Source organism: Sphingobacteriaceae bacterium, from assembly GCA_002319075.1.
GTDB lineage: Bacteria > Bacteroidota > Bacteroidia > B-17B0 > Aurantibacillaceae > Aurantibacillus.
The window spans coordinates 4,462,428-4,484,079 of record NVQB01000001.1 but is presented as its reverse complement, the minus strand read 5'-3'; the positions used below and the strand labels follow the sequence as shown (position 1 = coordinate 4,484,079).

The following is a 21,652-nucleotide window of genomic DNA, read 5'->3' as shown; positions in this document are numbered from 1 at the left end:
AACTATTTTTTTAAAAGTTTAAGTAATGGGTTCAGATTATTTATCCGTAAAAAATAATAATTAAGTTGTGTTCCTCCCAGCCCTTTATAAAAGCCAGCCAGTCCAGCGTTCAAAGAGCCGCCACCGAAGTCAAAAATTTCGCATTTATCTTTAAAATAATCAATAGCGTAACTTATAAGAATATGCATACTGCCGGAATTGTCTTGCTTATCGATGGTTGTACCTTTTAAAAATAGCGCATATCTTTTGTTAAAAACAAAATGTCCCATCGCTTTAATCTCATTCGTTTCATTAACAGTTTTGAATGTTAGCAAAGAGTGGTTTTCCATACAGTTCACCAATAAACTGCCAAATTTTGCCACTTCGTTCTTTGGTAATTTAAGTTCCTCTAATAAGAATGGGTTTAATAATTTTTCAGAAAGATCTAAAATCTCCAGATCAGGAACCTGTTTTACAACCAATCCGCTGGCTCTAGCTTTTGCAATATTCCTTGTGGTATTCTGATTGTATTTAAATTGATTGGCATACTTTATAACAAACGTATTTTTTGGACGGTTGTAAGTTGAATCAAGTTGATTAGAAACATTTAATTCAATTTCTATTAGCTTGTATTTTTTTTCAATAAAGTCTCTAAATTCTTTTTCGATTTGGGGATTTACTTTTCCAAAAGCTCCTAATTGCGAAGTAAAATAAGGCTGAGGAAGATAAGTGATCCCAAGTTTATTTTTCCAGGTCAGCGGAAAAATACTTTCGTAATTGTTTATCACGAGGGCATCCCAGCCAGGACTGGTTGCATTCAAATAATACGATTGGGCGAATACTGTAGGGAATTCAGAATGCAAAATAGTTTCATCCCATTTTTTAAAATCAATGTCCTTATGTTTTATGTATGCAAGGTTTGACATTAAAACAATTCACGTTTTTTAAATTTCAGCAGTATTTCCAATGGCATATTTCCTTTATTAACCGTGTAATACGGAAATAATTCAGGACCAAAACCCCTGAAAAATTTCTCTACGCCTTTCAACATAGAGCCTTCAAAATCAAAAATCCGGCAATTTAATTCTTTTGCTGTTTCAATAGCACGTTGTACTAAGATATTATTAATCCCTCCCACCCCGGCTGTTTTATTCACGCCTCCGAGCAGGTAGTAGCAGGACGTTTTATCAAAAACACAGAAAACCACGCCTAAAAGCTCATTGTTCTTTTTAGCCTCCAGACTAAAGGAATTGGAATTATCTGAAAATTTTAAAAAAACATTTTTTAATTCCTTTGTGTAAATATTGGCACCCGTTGTGCTTAAGGAATTCACGAAAAAATCATAGAGATTTTGTTTGTTCAAAGTGTTTTTCGATACAACAACTTCCTCTTTAATAGCTTTATTTATGACATTTCTGTTTTTTGAATCAAAATTTCCTTTGATCTCTTCCATGGATTTTTGAAGATCAATTCTATAAGTGTAGTTTGGAATAACTTTATACTTCTCCCAGATAAAAGGTTGCATATCCACAACAGAACTTGGAAAGGCCAGAACCGTTAAAGCAGCTTTCTGCTGAGAAATATAAGTGCAGACTTCTGAAATTACTTCTTTAGAAAAACTATTTACAGAAGACTGATTTTTGCTTTCTGAAGTAAAAAACAAACCGCAATGCGGCGTGTAAGGAGGTAGTTTTATAAAGGCAAAACCAAACTTTGTAGTTTTCATCAAATAAAACCCACCAATCATCTGGTGTTCATCTTTAAATATTCCAATAAAATCAAGAGACTCTTCATAGGCTGAAAGCCATTTAGCGCTGCCAAAAACACCTATAGATGCTTCTGCTTTTTCAGTGTAAACTTCTCTTGTTATAGTTTTAAGTATCACTTCTTTTCGGTTAAGTCTGAATAAATTTGCATCATCTGATCGAGGTTTCCATTCCAGCTATAATTTTCAATCACATGTTTTCTCGAATTTTTTGCAATGCGGTTATAAGCATCTTTATCACTTATTAAAGCATCCATTGCAGTTATTGTTTGCTCAACATTGCGTACCTCAACCTTAAGTCCCAGACTATCGTCCTTTACAATATCTTTTAAACCACCTACATTTGTAACAATAACAGGCTTTTCGCAGGCCATGGCTTCAATTACAGAAACGCCAAAACTTTCGTATTCGCTTATGTTAACGAGCACATCGATCATATTATAATATTTATGAATCTCTTTAAATGGAATTCTTCCTGCAAAGATTATGGCATCTGCGGCATTTAAACCGCTGGCAAGATTTCTCAGCTCCTTTTCTGCAGAACCTTCTCCTGCAATTAACAACTTAAGCTGCGGATATTTTGATCTTAATGCTGCGAAGCTCTTAATTAAAATATCAATATTATACAATTCCTCTAAAGGCTTAATACTGCCAAGAACAAAGTCACCTTCTTCAAATAAGGAGGTTACTTTTCGCGGAGCAAAGTTTGCCACATCCACCCCAAAGGGAACTACACTAACGTCTTTTTGAATGACTTCATGAATACACTTCCTGATAGTTTCAGAAGTAGCGCATAATACATCGGCACTTTTAAAATTATATTTGAGAAGAGATTTAGCGACAAAATTCTTATTTGGAAATTTCATCACATCGGTGCCCCAGCTGGAAATAACGTAAGGATGAAAATGGCTGAGTGCCCCCACCAGGCCATAACTTGTAGCATAGTGCGCATGTAGAACGTCAGGCTTAAAATGTTTGATGATTTTTTTAAGAATTGTCACATATTTCAGATAGGCCAGCTTTGTAAGTGTGCTTTCAGCATTGATCTTCTGCTCAGGTTCAAAAAAAACAGTAATATTTGGATGTGCGTACCATTCGTAAGAGGCTTTATTAAAACTAAACAAACCTACTTCTACACCCTTATTGGCAAGTCCAAGCGCCCATTTTTCGGTATGTTCACTGTACGTGTCAGATAAAAGCAGGATTTTCATTTAAAAAAATACGATTGATTTAGGAAAATAGTGATAGCATTGTATTTCTTTATAAAGCGCCAAAGATATTAATAAAGATAAATATTTATCAGAATAAGTAGCTATTTTTCAGGTGATTTTTGAGCAAATAAGGGGCCTTACCGAATTAAGTTTATAGATAGCGATCATAAAGCTTATATTTGTAATGTGGCAACCTATTCCATAATCGTACCCTCTTACAATCAGGAAACATTTATTGAGCAAACGCTCGCTAATCTTGCCGAACTTAAGAAAAAAGCTGAGAGTACCAATATTGTTATCCAGATTATTGTTGTTGACAATTGTTCTAATGCTCCCACTTTAAGAATAATTAATTCTTATAAAGACGTTATAAATAACCTTGTAATTGAAAAAGATAAAGGTCAGTTCGACGCTATCAATAAAGGCTTGAAGCTAGTTAAAGGAACATACTGGACCTGGCTAAACACCGACGACCTTATCGATATTGATGGTTTTTTTAAGATCACACAGTATTTGGATCTGCGTACTAACATCGACTACATTTATGGTAATGTGGCCTATATTGACGAACATTCTAAATTTCATAAAGAATCAAGTACTGGCGAATTGACGCTTGAAAAGCTCGTTTTTGATGATGCTTCTATAAGTCAACCAGGTTCGTTTTTTCGCAAACAATTTACAGATACCATCGGAGAACTATCTTCCTTTCATTTTGCTTTTGACTACGAATATATTTTAAGATGTCTTAAAAATGACGCCAAGGTTGCAAAAGTCGACGCTAACGTTTCTTATTTCAGGTATTATAAAACATCTAAGTCTGGAAGCCAGGATTACCGTTTTCTTAAAGAACAGTTAAAAATCAACCAGCTTTATGGGGGGAGATTTTTTTCGAAGCTTGGACTTTTTCTCCGCCTGAGAATTTTAAAAAGAATGCTTGTTAACTAAGTTGGCAGACCTGAAAGAAATAACTGTATTTACAGTAGGAGATGCCAGTGAGCTAAGTGCGTGGTCGAATGTTCCTTATTTTTTCACTAAAAGTTTCGAAGAAAAAAATATTAAAGTTAACAGGGTGAATATTGAAGAGAATGTTTCTTTAAAAATTCTCTATAAATATTCTGTTTTCGCCGTTTTGAAAATTTTTTACAGGAATTCTGATCACACTTATTTTCGTTCTGGATTAAATTATTTTCTCACGAATCTTAAGATTAAATCTGCAAAGAAAAAACACGCAACGTCTGATGCTTTTATCTTTCTGACTTACAGTTTTTGTGGTAAACAAACAAGCTCTGAAAATTGTGTACTTTTCAGCGATTGGAGTTATTTGTACAGAATCCGGAATCTTTTTAACCGTGATCCTTATTGGTTTGAGAAAAAAGCCCTGAAGCGGGAAAAAAAAATTATAGAGTCTGCAGACCTTGCTCTAAGCTTATTTCCAGGATCGCTTGAATTTAATAAAAATAATTACCCGGCGGCAAACTGTTTTTATCTTGGAAACGTTATCAATTCTGAAAACGTAATTAACGAAGAAAAACTGCTTGAGTTGAAATCGAAAAGTCAGTCGCTACTCTTCATCGGTAATAAAAAATATCTGCAGGGTGCCATGGATCTGATTGCTGCATTTACTGAGCTCAAGAAAAAATGCAGTCTTGCTCAATTGCATTTGATTGGCCTCGAAAGTGCGGTTACAGGCGTGACAGGAAAAGACATCTTCTATTATGGCTACCTGGATAAAGGAACAGTTTCAGAAAACAAACAGTACTACGAATTGCTTTCCTCTGCACGCTGCATTGTGAATACCACTCAGGGATGGGGGGCTTTTTCTGCCATGACAGAAGCCATGTATTACTACACACCTGTAATAACAAGTGCTTATAGCGAATTTGTAAAAACTTACGGCGACAAAATAGACTTTGGAACGTATGTTAACAGTGGCGCAAGTGCTGAGCTGGCAGACATTTTAGAAAAGATGCTTTCTTGTTCTCCCGAAATTTACCAAAGAATGGCGCTGAATTCACATGCAAGGGTAAAGGACTTCAGCTGGAAAAACTATACTGATAAATTGCTGGCGCTTATTTCTTAAGCCTTGACAGAAGCCTTACCCAGGGTGTTCCGTTTTTATACTGGTGAATTTCCTTAAACTTCGTTTGTTCTTCCAGAAACAAATTATGCTGACGGTTTTCTTTTAGATTGACCTGGTAGGCCTGGTAACATTTCCATTGAAAGTAAAAATTTAATTTAAAGCTGAGCTTTATGGATAAGTGAGACCGGAAGATCATATAAACTTTGTCGAAAAGCAATAACCACGCAAACACCATGGGTTCAATATAATGCAGCTGAAAATAGTTCTGTGTAACGTTAGTTGTAGTTGTAGATTGATTATGAATACGAAAAGCACAAAGTTTTTCAGGAATATATGTCAGTCCGTATTTCCCTGAGACTCTCAGGGCAAATTCAAGATCACAAATTTGTTTCAGGTCAGCGTTAAAAAAACCGAGTTCCTGGGTTATTGATTTTTTAAAGAAGATAAGACTCGGTTCTCCGATAAAGTTCATGCACATATTTTCTACTGCAATTTTCGCGATAAGTTCAGCAGGATAATGGGTGTCTTTGTGAGTACTTGTATTTTCGAGGGTCCTGACCACCTTTGTATAATAATCAATATAGTCCTTTGAAGCATTTTCCGGTAGAATAAAATTCCTGGCGCACACACTTATTGGAACAGAAGGATTTACAGTTTGTACAAACCGCTGTAAACAATTCTGCGTAATGTAATCATCCTGGAAAACAAACTTGATCCACTCTCCTTTTGATAGTTGTACGCAGCGATTCCAGTTTGCAACAAGTCCCAGATTTTTTTCATTCTTAAAGAAACTTATGTTTTTGTATTTAGTGCGATACTCTTCTATGATCAAAGCTGAAGTATCCGTTGACCCATCATCGCAAATAACGAGTTCATAATTCGTATAACTTTGGTTCAAACAGGAATCAAGACACTGCTTAAGCCAGGCTTCACCGTTATACGTTGGAATACATATGCTTACAAAAGGTTCTGTCATGATTTCCACGTAAAACTACCTGTTCTTTTTTATTAGTTTATACATTCGGATTAAAGTTCTTGAACTCTGATATTTTAACTTATCTAAAAGATTCATTTCCTCTTTTTGATCTTTTAATTTATCTAAATCAATAATTAAATCCGGGCTTGTTCTTTTTATAAGATCCAAATAATAATTGCGATCAATATTAAAGTTCATTCTCGCCAAAGTAAAAAGTTCCGTTTTTCTGTAAGAAGCAAACATTATCTTCTTTTTGATCATGGGTACACCTTTGTAAATATGATAATCAATGCAATGGTAATAAGGGCTAAACTCACCACTATAACCGTTATTGTCTATAAAGGCCGCAATCTTTAAGCCTCCTTCCTGCAGATATTTACTTAATCCAACTTCGTAAGTAGAAATCACTTCAGAAATGGTATTTAAAACTTTATGCTTTTGAAAATAGTCTGCTGTAAGTTTAACAGCGGCGCGATTTAAAACTAAAAAATAAGATTGTATGTGAGGATAAATGGCATCTGAATAAGTAATCCCCTTAAGATCAGATCCATTGCTTCTGCTCCATTTTGTGAACCCATCGAGGGATTTAAACAAAACGCTTGAATCATTTACCAAAGCTATTTCATCATAAGCATCTAAATCTAAAGTCTGAAAAGCGTTGTACCAAAGTCCAAAATCAAAACCCTTATTTTCCTTTTGTAAATCCACCTGAATTCCTTCTTTTTTTAAAAACTCATAACCAGATGCCGCTAATTTTTCTTTGGCTACCAATAGTAGTACTTCTCCAAACTGTTTTTTTAGTTCCTTTAAATAAACAGTAACGTAGTAAGGAATCTCTTCACTAGGAAAATAGGAGGCAAACAGGCAGATTGATTTCATCTTTCAAACATTAATGTAATAATTTCTCCCAGTTTTCAAGAATTTGTGGCTTGTTAAAAGACATGGCCAAGGCATATTTCGCTGATTTGTTATTTTCAGCCCGCTGTAATTCGAACTGCATCTGTTTCAAATAACTCTCCGGCAAACTGCCTAAAGCAATGATAGAGGCCAGGTTGTTATTTAAAAATTCGGCAACTCCACCGCAGTCATTTACCACCAAAGACAGCCCAAGTGCCAATGCTTCAAGGGTAGCCATGGAAAAAGATTCATAACTTGAAGTAAGTAAAAACCCGTCACAGGAAGAAAATTTTCGAATATAATCGTTATAATTTTGCGTTTGGATAAAGTTTACAGGAAGATCTTCTTTCTTCAGTATAGCGCTTATTTCCGAAAACAAGTCTGGTTCTGATTTGGAATTGTAGAGCCATACAAAATTGTAGGGTAAATTTTGTTTTTTTGTCTCCCGGGCAATTTCAATAAATAGCAGAGGATTTTTATTTCTATCAATAGAACCAGCCATAACCCAGGTAGTTTTTGCTGATTGCCTCGTCTCTTTTTCCACTTTTAAAGAGTCAATCAAATCTACATCAATAAAGGGCGGCAGTACATCAATTTCTTTTTTTGATCCTGCTTCTATCAAATGTTGTTTTGTGATTTTAGAATTTGCTATTAAGCGCGTGGATTTATTGAGAGCAAAATCCAGCTGTAGTGCCGATAAAACAGAGTACATGTGCTTTAATTCATGTACATGCAGGCAAAAGTCGATCTTATTGTCAACAGCGTATTTAACAGGTATAGGAAGAATAATAGTATTTACATACCATAAGTGTTTTTTATAACGCTTCAAAAGAAAAGGCAATGCTATGTGAATTTTAAATCGCCTGATGATTTTTGCCGGAATGGTTGCAGGATTACCAATTTTTAAACTATGAACTTTTACCGATTTGTCGAGCGCGCTTATTAGGTTTCCATGATTAAAACAAATAACAGAAACAGCATACTGCTTTGCAATAAAATTGATGAAGTGAAATAACAAGACCTCAGAACCGGTGCTGGCCAAAGAAGGTGTTATAAAAAGAATATGCTTTTTACCTGATTTCATTCCTTTTAACTTGTTCGTCTCTTATACCAATGATAATAAAATTTATCGTAGGCTACATTTATCCATTCTATTGCTGGAATAAACTTATAAAAAACCGAGTTTCGTCCCAGATTCCTTATTTCCAAAAGTTCAGCATCCTTTAATTGCTCGGGGCTAAAAAAAAGCGCCTGAATTTTTTTTCTTTCGTCCACCATTAGTTGAAATGATGCTGAATTATTACTAACTCCATCCAGATTAAAGACAGCGATGGCGAGTGGAATATGTTTTGCACTCACCTTGTACTTTACCACAGTTTTTACAAAAAATCCATAGTCTGCGGCTATTTTATAACCTTCATCATAGCATCCGTATTTTGCAAATAGTTCTCGTTTGATAAAAGAGGCAGGATGCCATAAAGTGGAAACTACAAAATGCCTAAAATCTAAATTATCTTGTGAACGGATGTAAGACCGTTTATTTGAAGCCTCTTCCGTATAAATATCACCGTACACAATATCCGTTCCATCCAGGTGTACAGCCACTTGAGACAACACCTCCTTTTCAGATAAGTAATCACCGCTGTTTAAAAAAAGGCAATACTCTCCATTGGCCTTTGCAATGCCTTTGTTCATGGCATTATAAATACCGCTATCTCTTTCAGAAACTGAATAATCGAGTTCGTTGGCATATTTTGCAAGAATATCTTTGCTTCCATCGCTTGATCCGCCATCAATGACAATATATTCGAGCCTATCCTTAAAAGTTTGTCCAATAACACTTTTTATGGTCTTTTCAAGCCCCGCAGCATTATTATAATTAATTGTTATAACAGATATTTTTTTCATTCTGCTATACTAATTTTTTAATGGTTTCATATACCTTTGCAACGCCGATACTATTAATATCAAGTGGCGATCCGTGTTTACAGTACTTTTCCCATTTCTCTTCTTCGGAGGGAAGATTTAAAAGTTCATCGGGATAAATTACCGCGCTGGATGTCTGCATTTCTGCTGGATACGGCGTGAAGCGTCCATAGTTATTTCCGTTAGAGATGCAGACGGCTTTTTTACCGAGTGCCACCGCAATATGAAAAGGTCCTGAATCGTTTGTTACAATCAACTTTGCATTTGAAAATACAGAAAGCAGTTCATTAAGTCCGAGCTCGCCTGTGGAGTCCTGAAAATGCACCGTAGAATTTCTTATAATTTCTTTTGCGAAAACACTATCGGCAGCCGATCCGCAGATCACAAAATCTTTTTCAGGGAAATCAATTTTTAATTTATCGCACAAGGCAGCAAAATTAAAGGGTGACCAGCGTCTGAAAGAATCCTTTGCTCCGGGACAAATAATAATTTTATTTTCCAGCTGGTTCTCAGATGTAATAGATGGTCGTGAAAGGCTGATTTTTTCGGCAAGAATACTTTCAAAAAAAAGTTTATTCCGGTAAAACTCAAACATACATTCTGAAGGAGATTCTATAAGTTCAGAGTAAGCCCGATTATTGTTTTCCTTTTGAGACAAAGTAAGATTAACAAGATCGCCTGAAAAACCAATTTTAATTTCTGCACCGCTGTTTGCTACTATGAGGTCACCAACTGAATCACGTGAATAGGTAGGATGAATAAGTATTTCAAATCCCCGGTTATGAATTTTCCTGAGTACTTTGAACCTGTACAAAGGGTCTGCCATTTTCATGTAATCAATCCAGATGAATGAGCTTACTGTCTGTGAATCCAGTTTTTCAGAAAGTTCTTTCCACCAGATGTTCCCACATAGAGTAATTTCATAGTTCTGGTAACGGGAAGAACTTTTTAAGGAATCAATAAAATTACGGAAGATCACATAATCGCCTATAGAATCTAATCGTAAAAGTAAAAGTGATTTTTTTTTTGTACGAACTGTCTTTTTGCTGAACAATAAAGTTTCAGCCTTTGAGAGTATTTTACTCAAAATTCTATTTTGATACGTATGTATTTTTTGAAGTAAACTCAAAGCAAACTAAGACTTAGATAAAAGCTTTTTTTCAATGAAAGCATAATCCTGAGGCAGCAACGATTGCTTTTTGGCTTCTTGTACCGGCTTATTAAAAATACGTCGTATTAGTTTTTCTGAAAAAGATTTTTTCTCACCTGAAAATACAGCGTCTAACGTTGTTTTATCGATCACTTTAGCCGTCAAAATATGCAGATTAACGCCGTTAGAATAGAGCTGCTTATTGAATTTTTTAGCAAGAAACTCTAAAGTTCTGAAGCTATAGAATGCAACGTGTTGACCTGTTAAGGGAGAAACATACCACCATGTTTTAAAATCTGCAGTGGTATCAGGCGCCAGAACAGTGCTAAAAATTAATGTTTCGGATAAAGTCAACATTTTGGCAATCTCTTCCACTGGATTAATAAGGTGTTCAAAAACCTCAAAAGTGGTGAGCAGGTCGAACTTAGTTTTAGCCGGGAGATCTTCAAGGTCGAAACACTTTGCGAAAAGATTTTCACAGTAAATATCCTGACGGTAAAAATTATAACCCAAATCACGCATCATCCTTACGAACAAGCCGTAACCCCCTCCATAATCTATCATAACTGTACTGTCGGCAAAAACACGGTCTATGATATTGGCTACCTGAACTTTAAGTTCCAGGTTTCTTTGTATCAAACCAATGTCTAACGAAGTGATTGCCGAAGAATACGCCTCTTTAATCCACACGGGTTCCGAAGTCTGGATGAACCCACAAGAGCTGCATTTATAATAATCAGCCTCATATTTTTGAAGCACCGTGGTACTATAAAATTTATCGGTTGTACTATTACAAATTTTGCAATTAATCATATTTTCAACTTGTGTATTCAATGGTAAATTTATCTGCTTCTGAATCAATACGCCTCTCTTTAGGATGCGTAGTTATTTTTAAAAAAGAAGTTGCGAGATTTGAAAATTTATTGTCTGAGTCAAAAGTGTGGGTGGCGTTAGCGCCAAAGCCAATATTACTAATCAGGTTGACGTTGGGAGTAATTACTTTACCCTGATTTTTCCAGATCGCATAATTCCACTGATAGTCCCAGGTATCGATCATTTTCTGATTCATCTTAAAAAAAATCTCGTACCAACTCGCTTTCGCTTTTTTATTGTTAAAGTAATAATTCAACTTATCTAAGTTATAGAAATAATTGATGTCCGACAGATTAAACTCATACTTCTTCCAAGCCCTCCTCCAGCCGGCCCATCCCCAAACGTGAGGAAATGCACTAAAATAATAAGAACCCTCTCCTCTTACAACGCCCTGCTGAAAATTACATCCGTTAATATGCATAATTTGCTCATCATTTTTATAACGGTCAAGCAGGTCAGCACAATAACTATAAAATGAAAGGTCGGGTAAGATATCGTCTTCCAGTACAATACCCATTTCTTCATTATCGAAAAACCAGGATATTGCCTGACTCACAGCCTTTCCGCAACCAAGGTTAGCCGTGCGATATAATTTTTTCACCTCGCATGGCCAGTCAATCGTATCGATGAGGCTTCTTGTTCTTTCGCACAATTCCTTGTCCTTTGCATTACCCTCGCGGGGGCCATCTGCAGCAACATATACACGCGCGGGCTTTACCCTTCTGAAATTTTCAATTACCTTTTCTGTGTGGTCAGGACGATTAAATATGATAAATAATATGGGAGTACTAAACATTTATTTTTTTGTTATTGTAAAACGTGGCAACACCATTCCCTGAATCTGCCCTGTATCATTGAACCCATAAGGATTTCCATCAAGAACTTCAAAACTTATAGTGTATAAAAGAAAATCCTGTATTACATCTTCCGCCCTTAAAAAAAGAACCAGATAATAATCGCCTGGCTTTAGATTATTTTCTATCTCTATTCTGTATTTGCTGTCGTCGCTGTCATGGTCGAACCGCGCGTCAACGAACCTGTTACTGGCGTGATAAACTGTTTGATAATTCTGGTTACAAATATTAATACCTATGTCAATATCTTTAAAGGTTTTAGAGATAAAAGATTTAAACTGCACGTAAAAACTTATTGGTGCGCCAAACTTTACAGGCATCTCATCAAAAACAATTTTACTGTAAATTATTTCTCTGGCGTGATCGGTTCTTTCAATATCCAGTAAATTAAAAGAAGTCTCGCTCATTTTATAGTTACTGTTGTAATTATTAAAGACCTCGGTAACGGCGCCCTGTAGAATCAACTTGCCTTTTTCCAGCAGGATAGCTGTGTTGCATAAAGATTCTATAGCTGCAAAATTATGCGATACAAATAGAACAGTTCTGCCCTCTCTGGAAATGGAGTTGAGTTTATCAATACATTTTTTTTGAAACACCGAATCGCCAACGGCCAGTACTTCATCCAAAATTAATATTTCCTGGTCGAGATGCGCGGCAACTGAAAATGCGAGGCGAACATACATACCACTGCTATAACGCTTTACAGGAGTATCTATAAATCTTTCTACTTCAGAAAAACTTACAATCTCATCAAACTTACGGTCAATCTCCCCTTTCGACATTCCGAGTATAGAACCGTTGAGATAAATATTTTCGCGCCCGGTTAAATCGCCATGAAATCCTGTACCTACTTCCAGTAAAGATGCCATTCTTCCGGTATATTCGATTTTTCCGGATGTGGGAGGCGTAATACGTGAAAGTATTTTTAGTAAGGTCGATTTGCCTGCTCCGTTGCGTCCGATAATTCCTACCCTATCTCCTTTTTGTATTTCGAAGGACACATCTTTCAATGCCCAGAATTCTTCTTTTACCGTTTTTTTAGTAAAAGCCTTTGCATTTTTGAACGAGTTTAGCACAGATCCATATAACGTATCTGTTTTTTGAGACGTGTTTTTACTGATCAAGTATTTTTTACTTAATCCTTCTACTTTAATAATAGAATTTTCACCCATTCAATTCTGTATCTAGTATTTAAAATAATCTTTCGTATAGATTTGAAACGCGCGCGGGAGAACATTCCCGTTCATTTTTTCAACCCTTAAAATTAACACAAAAAAAGGGATTTACCTCTATTTTTAAAGGCCTGATAAGCCAGTTTATAAACGCTCGGGATTTAATAATTTGCGCGAAATCTCAGGCTAGATATAATCTACAAAGTCTTTCTCAAACTTGTAAAAATAACGGATGCCTACTATAAGAAAAACGAAGGAAGAGATTAAAGACAAAACGAAATAGAGCGGATTGTAGTTTAAGGGGGTTGTGAACAAAGCGTACTTAAACCCATCTATAGCAGCTACCATAGGATTGAGACAAAACAGCCAGTGAAGACTCGTTGGAAGTCTTTCAAGATAATAACTGGATGAGAAAATAACAGGAGTTACATACATACCAAACTGAATCATTACAGGAACAATAAATTTAATATCTCTGTATTTTACATTGATAGTGGCAAAATAAAGACCTAAACCAAATCCGTTAATCAAGGTAAGGAGGATGAAAAGCGGCGCAAAAATTATTTGCCAGTGGAGGCTTTGTCCGGAAATAACAAAGAGAACCACCAGGATAACGAGAGAAATTAAAAAATCAATAAGACAAACAAAGGTGGCACTTATTGGGATAATGACCTTTGGAAAATAAACTTTGGAAAACAAATTAGAATTTCCAACTATTGAATTGCTAACATCATTAAAAACGTTTGAGAACAGTTGCCATAAAACCATTGCGGCGGCTACATAAATAAAGTTGTTGATTGTACTCTCGCCGCTATTTACTTTGCTGGAAATGTATCCAAACACCAGGATATTGACCAGAGGCTTTATAAGTGCCCAAAGAATACCCGCAAAAGCTTGTTTGTAGCGGATAAGGAAATCGCGTCGTGCCAGGTTATTGAACAGGCTGCCGTAACGCTTTAATTCCCCGATGTTCAGGAAGGATCTATCATCGCTTGTTATTACAGTCTTCATTTAATTTAGAGATTGTAAATATACATTAAAAATAAGATTTTGCGTGAATTTGGGCCCTCTGGAACGAAACTTGTGAAGCTCTTACATCGACTTGCGACTATGCTCTATCATCAATTGCTCGTACTGTTTTATAATTTTATTCCAGGAATAATTTTCGGATATTCTCTCGTAATTGTTCCTGATTTTTCTTTTCGATTCACTGGACATTCTGTCGCAGTTTAGCAGCAGCGAGGCAATATCTTCTACTTTATTAAAGTAAAAAGTATCCTCTCCTAAAACACTTCTGTTAAATTCGTTATCGTGGGCAATTATAAAAGCCTGGCAACCCATGGCTTCCAGTAAGGAAGGATTTGTGCCGCCAACAGAATGTCCATGAAAATAAAATTTTGAATAGTACCTGAGGCTATTCAGAATATTGGAGTCGTAGATAGCCTCGGTAAACACAATTGCTTTGTTATTTCTGAATTTATTTTTAAGGTACGTTCCAAATTTATTTCTGGTATTTCCAACCACAAAAAAGATCATGTCAGATCGTGACAGATCAATGCCGTCCAGTATCATTTCGATATTATTTTCCGGCTCCATCCTGGCTACTATCATATTGTAGTTAAAAGGCTGCACATTAAACGGTTTGAGTGCAGCAGCATCCGGCGAATCGAAAAGCTCGGCACCATAAGCAATAAATTCAGGACGGACGCCGTATTTTTGGGTAATGTAAGTTTGAATAAAATGCGAATCTGCCACCAGCAGGTCTGAGTGGTGCACGGCAAGCTTTTCAGCATATTTTAAAAAGCCCTGGATTTTTTTGCTGTATTTACTGCGTTTCCATTCTAAACCATCCATATTTGTGATAACGAACGATTTTTTCGGGAATAATCTTAACCAGACAGAACTACTGGTATAACCGAGGTTAAGAATAACATCGAGATTTTGTTTTCTTGCATTGAGAATACAATTAAAATCGTAAACAAATTGCCCTGTTGCACCCAGAAAATTTTCCGGATCGAATTGATGAATAATATTTACACCCTGCCAGGTTTTAGCCTTATAAAAATGTGTGTGTGAATTATAAACATAAACCTCATGACCCAGGTTTTTTAAACCCACCGAAAGATGCTGAGCCAGCTGCTCAAATCCTCCATAATTGTTTGGAATTCCTCGTGTTCCTATAATTCCAATTCTCATACCTGATTTTTATAGTCTAAAGATATTATTGTTTTTATATACTTCTGTTTCAGACCTTCTTAGTTACAAGACGATGATCTACATTAAAAGGTTGGTTATTAAGTATGGCCGCAAGGTTTTTCTCGAATACAGCACTGGTAAAATGCATTTTAAAATACTCGAAAGACTTTACGCTCATGTTCAGTCTTAGGGCAGGATTTTCGATTAAATACACAATTGTGTTACAGAGTTCGGCCGGAGTTATACTTTTAAGAACAAGTCCCCTACCGTCTGCTAAAACCTCGGGAATTGCTCCAACAGAGGTAGAAATGCAGGGAAGCCCGAATTGCATAGCCTCGAGCAATACAAGCCCGAACGTATCGTAATTAGTCGGCAAAATAAAGATGTCTGCATTTTTTAGCTCAAGGTATTTGTCCACTCCGAATTTTGGTCCAACAAGCGTTACCTGCGAGGAAAGTCCTTTTTCATTGAGAATAGTCTGAAGCATCGGATAGGTAATGTCATTTTCTGCGCCCGCTATCCGCAGATGAAATTGCAAGCCGGCATTCTTTATCAGGCTTAAAGCATCGAGTAAAATAAGAATACCCTTGCCAGTTACAAGATTAGAAAGATATAAAAGCTGGATGGGTTCAGTTTTTAAACTGTAAGTATTTACAAAATTCACTTGTGGAATTCCATTTGGCAAAACAAGTACCTCTCCATGATAGATCTCCTCAACATCTTCAATTAAGCGTTCTGACAAACAAATAACCTGTACTTTTTTGAACACATATTTGTAAAGCTTAAATCGCCATGCGGAGGTTCGTGCTGCTTTTTTAAACCCATAGGTATGCAAGTGCAGAAGAGGTTTGTAGTTAAACAGCTTGCAAATAAAAACCACGCCAGCATCTTTAAAAAAAGAGAATCCAAATGGAAAGATCGTTATGTAAACCTTGTCGTACCGCTTAAACATCAACTTAGCAAGAACTTCAAAAATAATTTTAAAAGTTCTCAAGAACTTAGCAGGGGAAGATTTCTGCAGATCGCTGATTTGCGACGACGTTGCCAGATTAATATAGTCGCACTGAAACTGTTCATTTAATAGTTTACTCTCTTTTATGATCTTACTCATAACAGACACGCCATGCACAGGTGGCGGAAGTTGCATAATGAACAAAACCTTTCTCTTTTTTTCGCTGCGCATAAACTCTACTTACCTAAATGCCTTTTCGGGCAGAACAAACCTCAGAACTTAAACCTTTGGGGATCCGGATACAATTTCATCCTTTTTAAATAGACAAAAAGAACAAAATAAAAAATTAAAAAAGGCGTAGAAAAAAATGCCCTTATTACTTTCAAGAACATTTTCTGTAATACAACTTACAGAAAAAAGCAATGTGAAAGCCAGGTAAAGGAAGTTTCTGTTTTTTAAAGCCGTGTAAATTGCATAAAGTATTGAGATAAGAAACGCGGTTATTCCTATTATTCCAGATTTAATACCGAATGCCAGGTATTGATTATGGGCATCGTAATTATTTATTTCAGCATTCTTAAGATTGTACTTTTGATATTTCTGCATCAGCACTTCTTTTTCGCTCCCGGTACCGCAACCCAATCCTGGTTTTTCTTTAATTATTTCAATGGCGCAAAACCATCTGTCAGCACGTGTTTCTCCGCCATACTCCGGTTTATAGGTAGAGTCTGCTTTAAGAAAAGGTTTTAATTTGATCTCATCGCTGATATCATCTAAGAAGCGGTCTTTTATAAAATTACTTTCCCTCAATAAAAAGATGGATATAGAACAGATAACTACACCGGCCATTGCCAGCACTATAATATATCTGAGTCGCCCTATAAAAAAAGGATAAATCAAAAACAGAATGGCCACCACCGAAGAGATTACCATTCGGGAAGAGAGCAGTAAGAGGGTTGCCAGAAGGACAATGTTGCCTAAGAACACCAGAACTTTAATCTTCCAGTTATTCTTCTTCACAATCCAGTCGAAGCCAATAAAAATTCCCAAGCCTACATAAAGAGAAAGGTATGTTGCATGCATACCAACAGGCCTGGCAAAAGCATGATACATGTTCCCCTGCACAAACCACTCTTCAAGAGGAACGCGCATGATCATAAATTTTTCAGCAGAATACTCGAGTAAATATGCGCTCACCATTACGATAGAAATGAAGAACATGCGAATGACCAGGTGAAATTTAAATCCATCTATTTTAAAAGCCGTGAAGCCAATTACTGGAATAAACAAAAGAGCCAGCTGACGTTCAAGAACACGATACCCTTCAGGCTTATTAGAGCTGTAGTATAAAGAAAATACAGAAATAAAAAAGCAAAGAGTAAATATGAGAACGGGAATGATATTCCTTCTCAGGTTTATAAATCTGAGGCTGAATAAAAGCGTGAACAAAAAAACAAATAAAGCCAGACTGTTCAGTTTTTGACTTAAGGTTAAGGATACCGTGAAAATAAGTAGCAGCAAGAGCTGGATATTTTGCAGGGCAGAATAACTTTTAAACTGCGAAACGATTTCTTTATATTTTAAATGCAGGGATTTCAAAACAATTTATAATTCAGATTTTTTTGTTAGCAGCCATTTTATAGCTTTCAGTATAAATATAAAATTCCCAAAAATGTAACGTTTATACATTCTTTTGGGTTCGCTCAATAAGCGGTAAAACCATTCCATTCCGGTTTTTTGAAAAATAGCCGGAGCTCTTTTTTTAATTCCAAAATAAAATTCATAAGAAGCCCCGAGAAAAAAGAACAAACACGAACTTTTATAATTCAGCGCCTGAAGTTTTTCAGTAACATTTTTAGCAAGAGCTCCTTGTTTAGGTTCTGATATTCCAATAAAAACGTAATTTAAATTTCGGCTTACAATTTCTGAAACCATAAGATCCCCTACTGCATTCAATTTAGCAGGTTCATTCATTTCAAAAAACTCCGGTATTATAAAAGAAGCATCAGGTTTTTCTGATAAAAATTTTTCTTTCAGAGACTCTTTACTCAAAATAAAAAGACATCTAAAGTCTCTCGTTTTTACTTTATTAAAAATAACGGGAAAGAAATCACTGCCTGTTAAACGCTTTTTTATGGGATGCTTTGTAAATTTACTCAACCATACAAGGGGTTGTCCATCTGGTAAAACATATTTTGAGTGTTTACAAAATTCGTTCAGTTCAGGATATTTGGCGTACATATTAATGCCGTGAGCATTTGGCGTAATAAAATTGCTAATGCCTAAAGTACCTGAACTTATTTCAGCAATAATTTCATCTGACAAAGCTTCGTAGCTAGTGTCGCAAATAAAATTATATCCAAATATGTTTGTAGTAAATTTCACTTAAGTCCGGTTAAAATACCTTTTATTCCCCATTTAAAACTTTTAAAAGATGGAAATGTTCGAATACAGGTGATGGCAAGTAAGTTAACAATTGCACAGGTGGTATAAAACACGCCATAATGCTTTCTGCTTAACAGCACCGCTGAAGTATTATAATAGTAGTAAAAAAGGTATTTTTTTCTGTTTGTGCCCCCGCCCAGCTTGTGGTACACTGTACTGTCGAGGTCCAGCACGAGCCGGTAATTGTTTTGCTGCAACCGTAATTCAAGATCCAGCTCCTCTGAATACAGAAAAAACCTTTCGTCAAAATAGCCGGTTTTTTCAAGTGCGCCAAGATTAAGCAGCAAGCTGGCTCCATTTAAATAATCAAAGTTTATCTCGTGTTTTCTGTCCAGCTCTTTATAAGGCTTATTTTTATTTATAAGTTTTGAAACTCCGAAAAACTTATAATGTTTAACTCCTGTGCACTGAATCAATCCATTGTCTGGATAGTTTAGCAAGAGAGAGCCTGCTGCTCCAATTGTTGGGTCTTGTGAAAGCTTTTGCTTTAAAAGCGCCAGAGCCTTCTGCTCAGGCACAGCATCATTATTTAAGAGCCAGGCGAACTCAAAATTTTTATCCAGATCTTTCAGATATTTAAGAACAACATTATTTCCGGCACCGAAGCCCAGGTTTTCTGAATTTGTTACCAAATACCATTTTTGCTGGAGATCAAAATTCTGAACGAAGTTTTCCCGGTGCGTAGACCTCAACGTGAGCCCTTTCGCAGTAAAGAAAGATTTGATGTCTGTAACCGAAGTATCCGTTGAACCATTGTCGATTAAAAATAAAAACTCTGTTGGCGTTAAAGTGGGGAGTAATGATTCAAGGCAGCGGATAGTATCGGCGCCACCATTCCAGTTTATAACCAAAATAGCTGTATACTTCATGAAATAAATAATTTAAGTCTTGATCTGGTAAGCCTATAAAAATTATATACTTTAAAACGCAGAGGCAAATTTTTTGCCATAAATTTTCGAAGCTGAACTCCTGCAAGAATTAGCTTACGTTTGTCGGACATCATACTTTCGTGACCAAATCTAATGTATGTAGAAACTGCCGGCTGCCCGCAATACTTAAATTCGATTCCCGCAAGGGCACATCTTATCCAGAAATGCCAGTCTTCGTAGGACTTATAAGCAGGATCAAAATTTCCTGTTTTTGCGAAAACCTGTATACGCAACAGGGGCGAACTTACCACAGTTAAATTTTGTTCAGTTAATAAAGCTATCAATTTAGTTCCTTTACCACTAAAAGTGGGCAGGGAAGACTCTTTTGATTTCAATTTATTTCCATAAATTTTTGAAGGGTCGGAGGTCTCAAAAAACATTGCCTTACCGTAAACAATATCCGCATTAGGATTTTGCGTAAAACAATCGACTTGTTTAAGAAGCTTATTTTTGTCGAGTAAATCATCTGCATCGAGAAAACAGATAAAACTACCTTTAGCGCGTTCGATACCATAATTGCGGGCAGAGGAAAGTCCGCCATTATCTTTGTAATGATAATAAACACCTGTATGTTTTTCAGCAAGCTGTTTTGCCACTTCGGCTGTGTTGTCTTTTGAGCCATCATCTATTATAAGACACTCCCATTTTGTGTAGGTTTGATCCACTACACTTTGAACAGCATCGTTTAAAAACAGTGCGTAATTATAACACGGAATAACAATAGATACGAGCATTAAGACAACTTACTTTTTTTACTTAAATCCAGAAACATTAAAAATTCAAAGAAAATAGTAATATCGAGTGACTCGAAAAAATAGCCATAATTAAATCCTATTAACAGCAAAGGAATTAACACTAAACCAAAAGTGAGCTGACGAAAGCGCTTCACAAAAAAGCCTATGTAAAAACAAAAAAACAAAATTAAACCTACAAGACCATACTCAGACAGCAACTGATCGTAAACCCCGTTGGGGAAATTATTTATGGAGTGTTTACCAATCTCCAGGCCTTTGATATACCGGTACAACGAACCATGATAGGCGTTAAATACCTTATAAGAAGGAACTGGTAAATTTTTGTTAAGAAGCGTTGGACCGTAAAATACTCCTGAAAAATTATTGGCGAGTTTAGAAGAAAACATTCCCGCTCCTGAACCTAAGGCTGTGTAAGCATATTTTGTTTTTAAAAATTTAAGAGTTTGCGTGTAACTTATTCTCTTTCCCGAAACTTTATCAAAATTATAAGAGGAATCTATATTCAGCAAAGTTTCATCGACTGCTACCACTGGTGCGCTTGGTATAACCTGCCGGGGAGTGTTTTCTGTTTGCGTGTCTCTACTCTTAACATTCGTATCCACTGTTACAGGCTTGTTTTCTACTGGTTTGCTCTCGGCGATGAGAGGATATTCGTTGCTCATTGCCGAAGAAGCCGACTTCAGAATCCGCTCCCTCAGATAACCAGCATTTTCTGGTGTTACGAACGCGTAAAAAAGTGCCGTAAGAAGCACCAGAGAAGAAATAAATAATTTTGCCTTTTTTTCTTTCAGTACAAAAAACAGAACCGCAAGAGCAAGCAATGTTGTAAGAGTAACCAAGTTAAAACAAATTACTGCAATAATGACAAAAGTCAAGAAGGCGAAAAGGTATTTTCTGTTATAAATAAAGAAGATAAAACAAAGTTGTGAAGCTATGGCATTAATGTGATTATCGTAAAAAATACCGCGAATCTGGTCGCCTGAAGACTGACCATACGGAAACATGACATCCGGAAAACGAATATCAGGCGCTAATACATGCACCGAATAGGGATTCAGAGAATGTGTTAGAATCATTACATGAATAAACTGCCCAATACATACTGCAAAATTTAAGAGTGTGAAAGCCTTCAAAGTATTTTCAGATTTTTCGTACCCATTCTTTTCAATACTTAGTTTAACCTGATGCAATGCTAAAAAACTCATTCCCCAATACAACGAACTCACTAACACAGTGGCCCAGTTACCCAGGTAGAGATTGCCCATTAAAAAGTACTTTACAACTTCCCCAGCTATGATAAACAAATAAAACAAAGGAAGTCTCTTGTCTTTAAGCCCGAATTTTAAATTAAAACGTAGTATAAAAATAAAAATGATGGCCGCCAATTTAACAGGGATGCGATCCTGAGACATCATAATGATAAATATCAATAGCGTGTAATCAAAAAGATTCAATTTGCTTTTAATATTTGAAATGAGTTGTTGTAACATAA

The 21,652-nt window shown here is 36.1% G+C and carries 21 protein-coding genes; 2 read left to right on the top strand and 19 right to left on the bottom strand.

The features are described from left to right. Positions 1–2: 2 nt before the first annotated feature. From CNR22_19425 to CNR22_19415, 3 genes are read right to left on the bottom strand one after another with little or no spacing between them, the layout of a single operon-like run. On the bottom strand, positions 3–905 hold the full coding sequence (locus CNR22_19425) for a hypothetical protein (protein ID PBQ33861.1): 903 nt from the start codon (positions 903–905) through the stop codon (positions 3–5). Next, positions 905–1,864 carry a hypothetical protein gene (locus CNR22_19420; protein PBQ33860.1) on the bottom strand — a complete coding sequence of 320 codons (960 nt, stop codon included), beginning with the start codon at positions 1,862–1,864 and terminating at the stop codon, positions 905–907. Before CNR22_19420 ends, CNR22_19425 begins: the two co-directional genes overlap by 1 nt. Continuing rightward, on the bottom strand, positions 1,861–2,955 hold the full coding sequence (locus CNR22_19415) for a glycosyl transferase family 1 (GenBank protein PBQ33859.1): 1,095 nt from the start codon (positions 2,953–2,955) through the stop codon (positions 1,861–1,863). Before CNR22_19415 ends, CNR22_19420 begins: the two co-directional genes overlap by 4 nt. A gap of 144 nt (positions 2,956–3,099) precedes the next feature. Here CNR22_19415 and CNR22_19410 point away from each other — a divergent pair, with 144 nt between their 5' ends. Together CNR22_19410 and CNR22_19405 are read left to right on the top strand one after the other, a co-directional pair. Continuing rightward, positions 3,100–3,900, top strand: a complete 801-nt coding sequence (locus CNR22_19410) for a hypothetical protein (GenBank protein ID PBQ33858.1) — start codon at positions 3,100–3,102, stop codon at positions 3,898–3,900. Further along, positions 3,890–5,035, top strand: coding sequence for a hypothetical protein (locus CNR22_19405; protein PBQ33857.1), 1,146 nt, complete (start codon positions 3,890–3,892; stop codon positions 5,033–5,035). Before CNR22_19410 ends, CNR22_19405 begins: the two co-directional genes overlap by 11 nt. Here CNR22_19405 and CNR22_19400 read toward each other — a convergent pair. The 16 genes from CNR22_19400 to CNR22_19325 all read right to left on the bottom strand — a co-directional run bounded on the left by CNR22_19400 (position 5,025) and on the right by CNR22_19325 (position 21,650). After that, positions 5,025–6,011 carry a hypothetical protein gene (locus tag CNR22_19400; protein ID PBQ33856.1) on the bottom strand — a complete coding sequence of 329 codons (987 nt, stop codon included), beginning with the start codon at positions 6,009–6,011 and terminating at the stop codon, positions 5,025–5,027. The two genes, CNR22_19405 and CNR22_19400, sit on opposite strands and share 11 nt — an antisense overlap. A gap of 15 nt (positions 6,012–6,026) precedes the next feature. Beyond that, the gene (locus tag CNR22_19395; GenBank protein ID PBQ33855.1) at positions 6,027–6,890 is read right to left on the bottom strand and encodes a hypothetical protein; all 864 of its coding nucleotides are present in this window, start codon (positions 6,888–6,890) and stop codon (positions 6,027–6,029) included. Positions 6,891–6,900: 10 nt separating this feature from the next. After that, the gene (locus CNR22_19390) at positions 6,901–7,992 is read right to left on the bottom strand and encodes a hypothetical protein (GenBank protein ID PBQ33854.1); all 1,092 of its coding nucleotides are present in this window, start codon (positions 7,990–7,992) and stop codon (positions 6,901–6,903) included. A 5-nt stretch (positions 7,993–7,997) separates the two neighbouring features. Beyond that, positions 7,998–8,816, bottom strand: coding sequence for a glycosyl transferase (locus tag CNR22_19385; GenBank protein PBQ33853.1), 819 nt, complete (start codon positions 8,814–8,816; stop codon positions 7,998–8,000). A gap of 4 nt (positions 8,817–8,820) precedes the next feature. Next, complete coding sequence (locus CNR22_19380; protein ID PBQ33852.1) at positions 8,821–9,888, bottom strand: hypothetical protein; 1,068 nt, start codon at positions 9,886–9,888, stop codon at positions 8,821–8,823. 81 nt (positions 9,889–9,969) lie between these two features. Then, complete coding sequence (locus CNR22_19375) at positions 9,970–10,818, bottom strand: hypothetical protein (GenBank protein PBQ33851.1); 849 nt, start codon at positions 10,816–10,818, stop codon at positions 9,970–9,972. After that, positions 10,802–11,653, bottom strand: coding sequence for a nucleotide-diphospho-sugar transferase (locus CNR22_19370; GenBank protein ID PBQ33850.1), 852 nt, complete (start codon positions 11,651–11,653; stop codon positions 10,802–10,804). Before CNR22_19370 ends, CNR22_19375 begins: the two co-directional genes overlap by 17 nt. Further along, positions 11,654–12,883 carry an ABC transporter gene (locus CNR22_19365; protein PBQ33849.1) on the bottom strand — a complete coding sequence of 410 codons (1,230 nt, stop codon included), beginning with the start codon at positions 12,881–12,883 and terminating at the stop codon, positions 11,654–11,656. It lies immediately after the preceding gene. A gap of 186 nt (positions 12,884–13,069) precedes the next feature. Beyond that, positions 13,070–13,894 carry a phosphate ABC transporter permease gene (locus CNR22_19360; protein PBQ33848.1) on the bottom strand — a complete coding sequence of 275 codons (825 nt, stop codon included), beginning with the start codon at positions 13,892–13,894 and terminating at the stop codon, positions 13,070–13,072. A gap of 81 nt (positions 13,895–13,975) precedes the next feature. Next, positions 13,976–15,079, bottom strand: a complete 1,104-nt coding sequence (locus CNR22_19355; GenBank protein PBQ33847.1) for a glycosyl transferase family 1 — start codon at positions 15,077–15,079, stop codon at positions 13,976–13,978. A gap of 49 nt (positions 15,080–15,128) precedes the next feature. Continuing rightward, on the bottom strand, positions 15,129–16,262 hold the full coding sequence (locus CNR22_19350; GenBank protein ID PBQ33846.1) for a glycosyl transferase family 1: 1,134 nt from the start codon (positions 16,260–16,262) through the stop codon (positions 15,129–15,131). Between the two features lie 48 nt (positions 16,263–16,310). Continuing rightward, positions 16,311–17,630, bottom strand: coding sequence for a hypothetical protein (locus CNR22_19345; protein PBQ33845.1), 1,320 nt, complete (start codon positions 17,628–17,630; stop codon positions 16,311–16,313). Positions 17,631–17,636: 6 nt separating this feature from the next. Next, positions 17,637–18,416, bottom strand: a complete 780-nt coding sequence (locus tag CNR22_19340) for a hypothetical protein (GenBank protein PBQ33844.1) — start codon at positions 18,414–18,416, stop codon at positions 17,637–17,639. Then, on the bottom strand, positions 18,413–19,345 hold the full coding sequence (locus tag CNR22_19335) for a hypothetical protein (protein PBQ33843.1): 933 nt from the start codon (positions 19,343–19,345) through the stop codon (positions 18,413–18,415). The genes CNR22_19340 and CNR22_19335 overlap by 4 nt, the downstream gene beginning before the upstream one ends. Further along, positions 19,342–20,139 (bottom strand): hypothetical protein, encoded by a 798-nt coding sequence (locus CNR22_19330; GenBank protein ID PBQ33842.1) that lies wholly within the window; start codon positions 20,137–20,139, stop codon positions 19,342–19,344. Before CNR22_19330 ends, CNR22_19335 begins: the two co-directional genes overlap by 4 nt. Next, positions 20,139–21,650, bottom strand: coding sequence for a hypothetical protein (locus CNR22_19325; protein ID PBQ33841.1), 1,512 nt, complete (start codon positions 21,648–21,650; stop codon positions 20,139–20,141). Before CNR22_19325 ends, CNR22_19330 begins: the two co-directional genes overlap by 1 nt. Between the last annotated feature and the right edge of the window lie 2 nt (positions 21,651–21,652).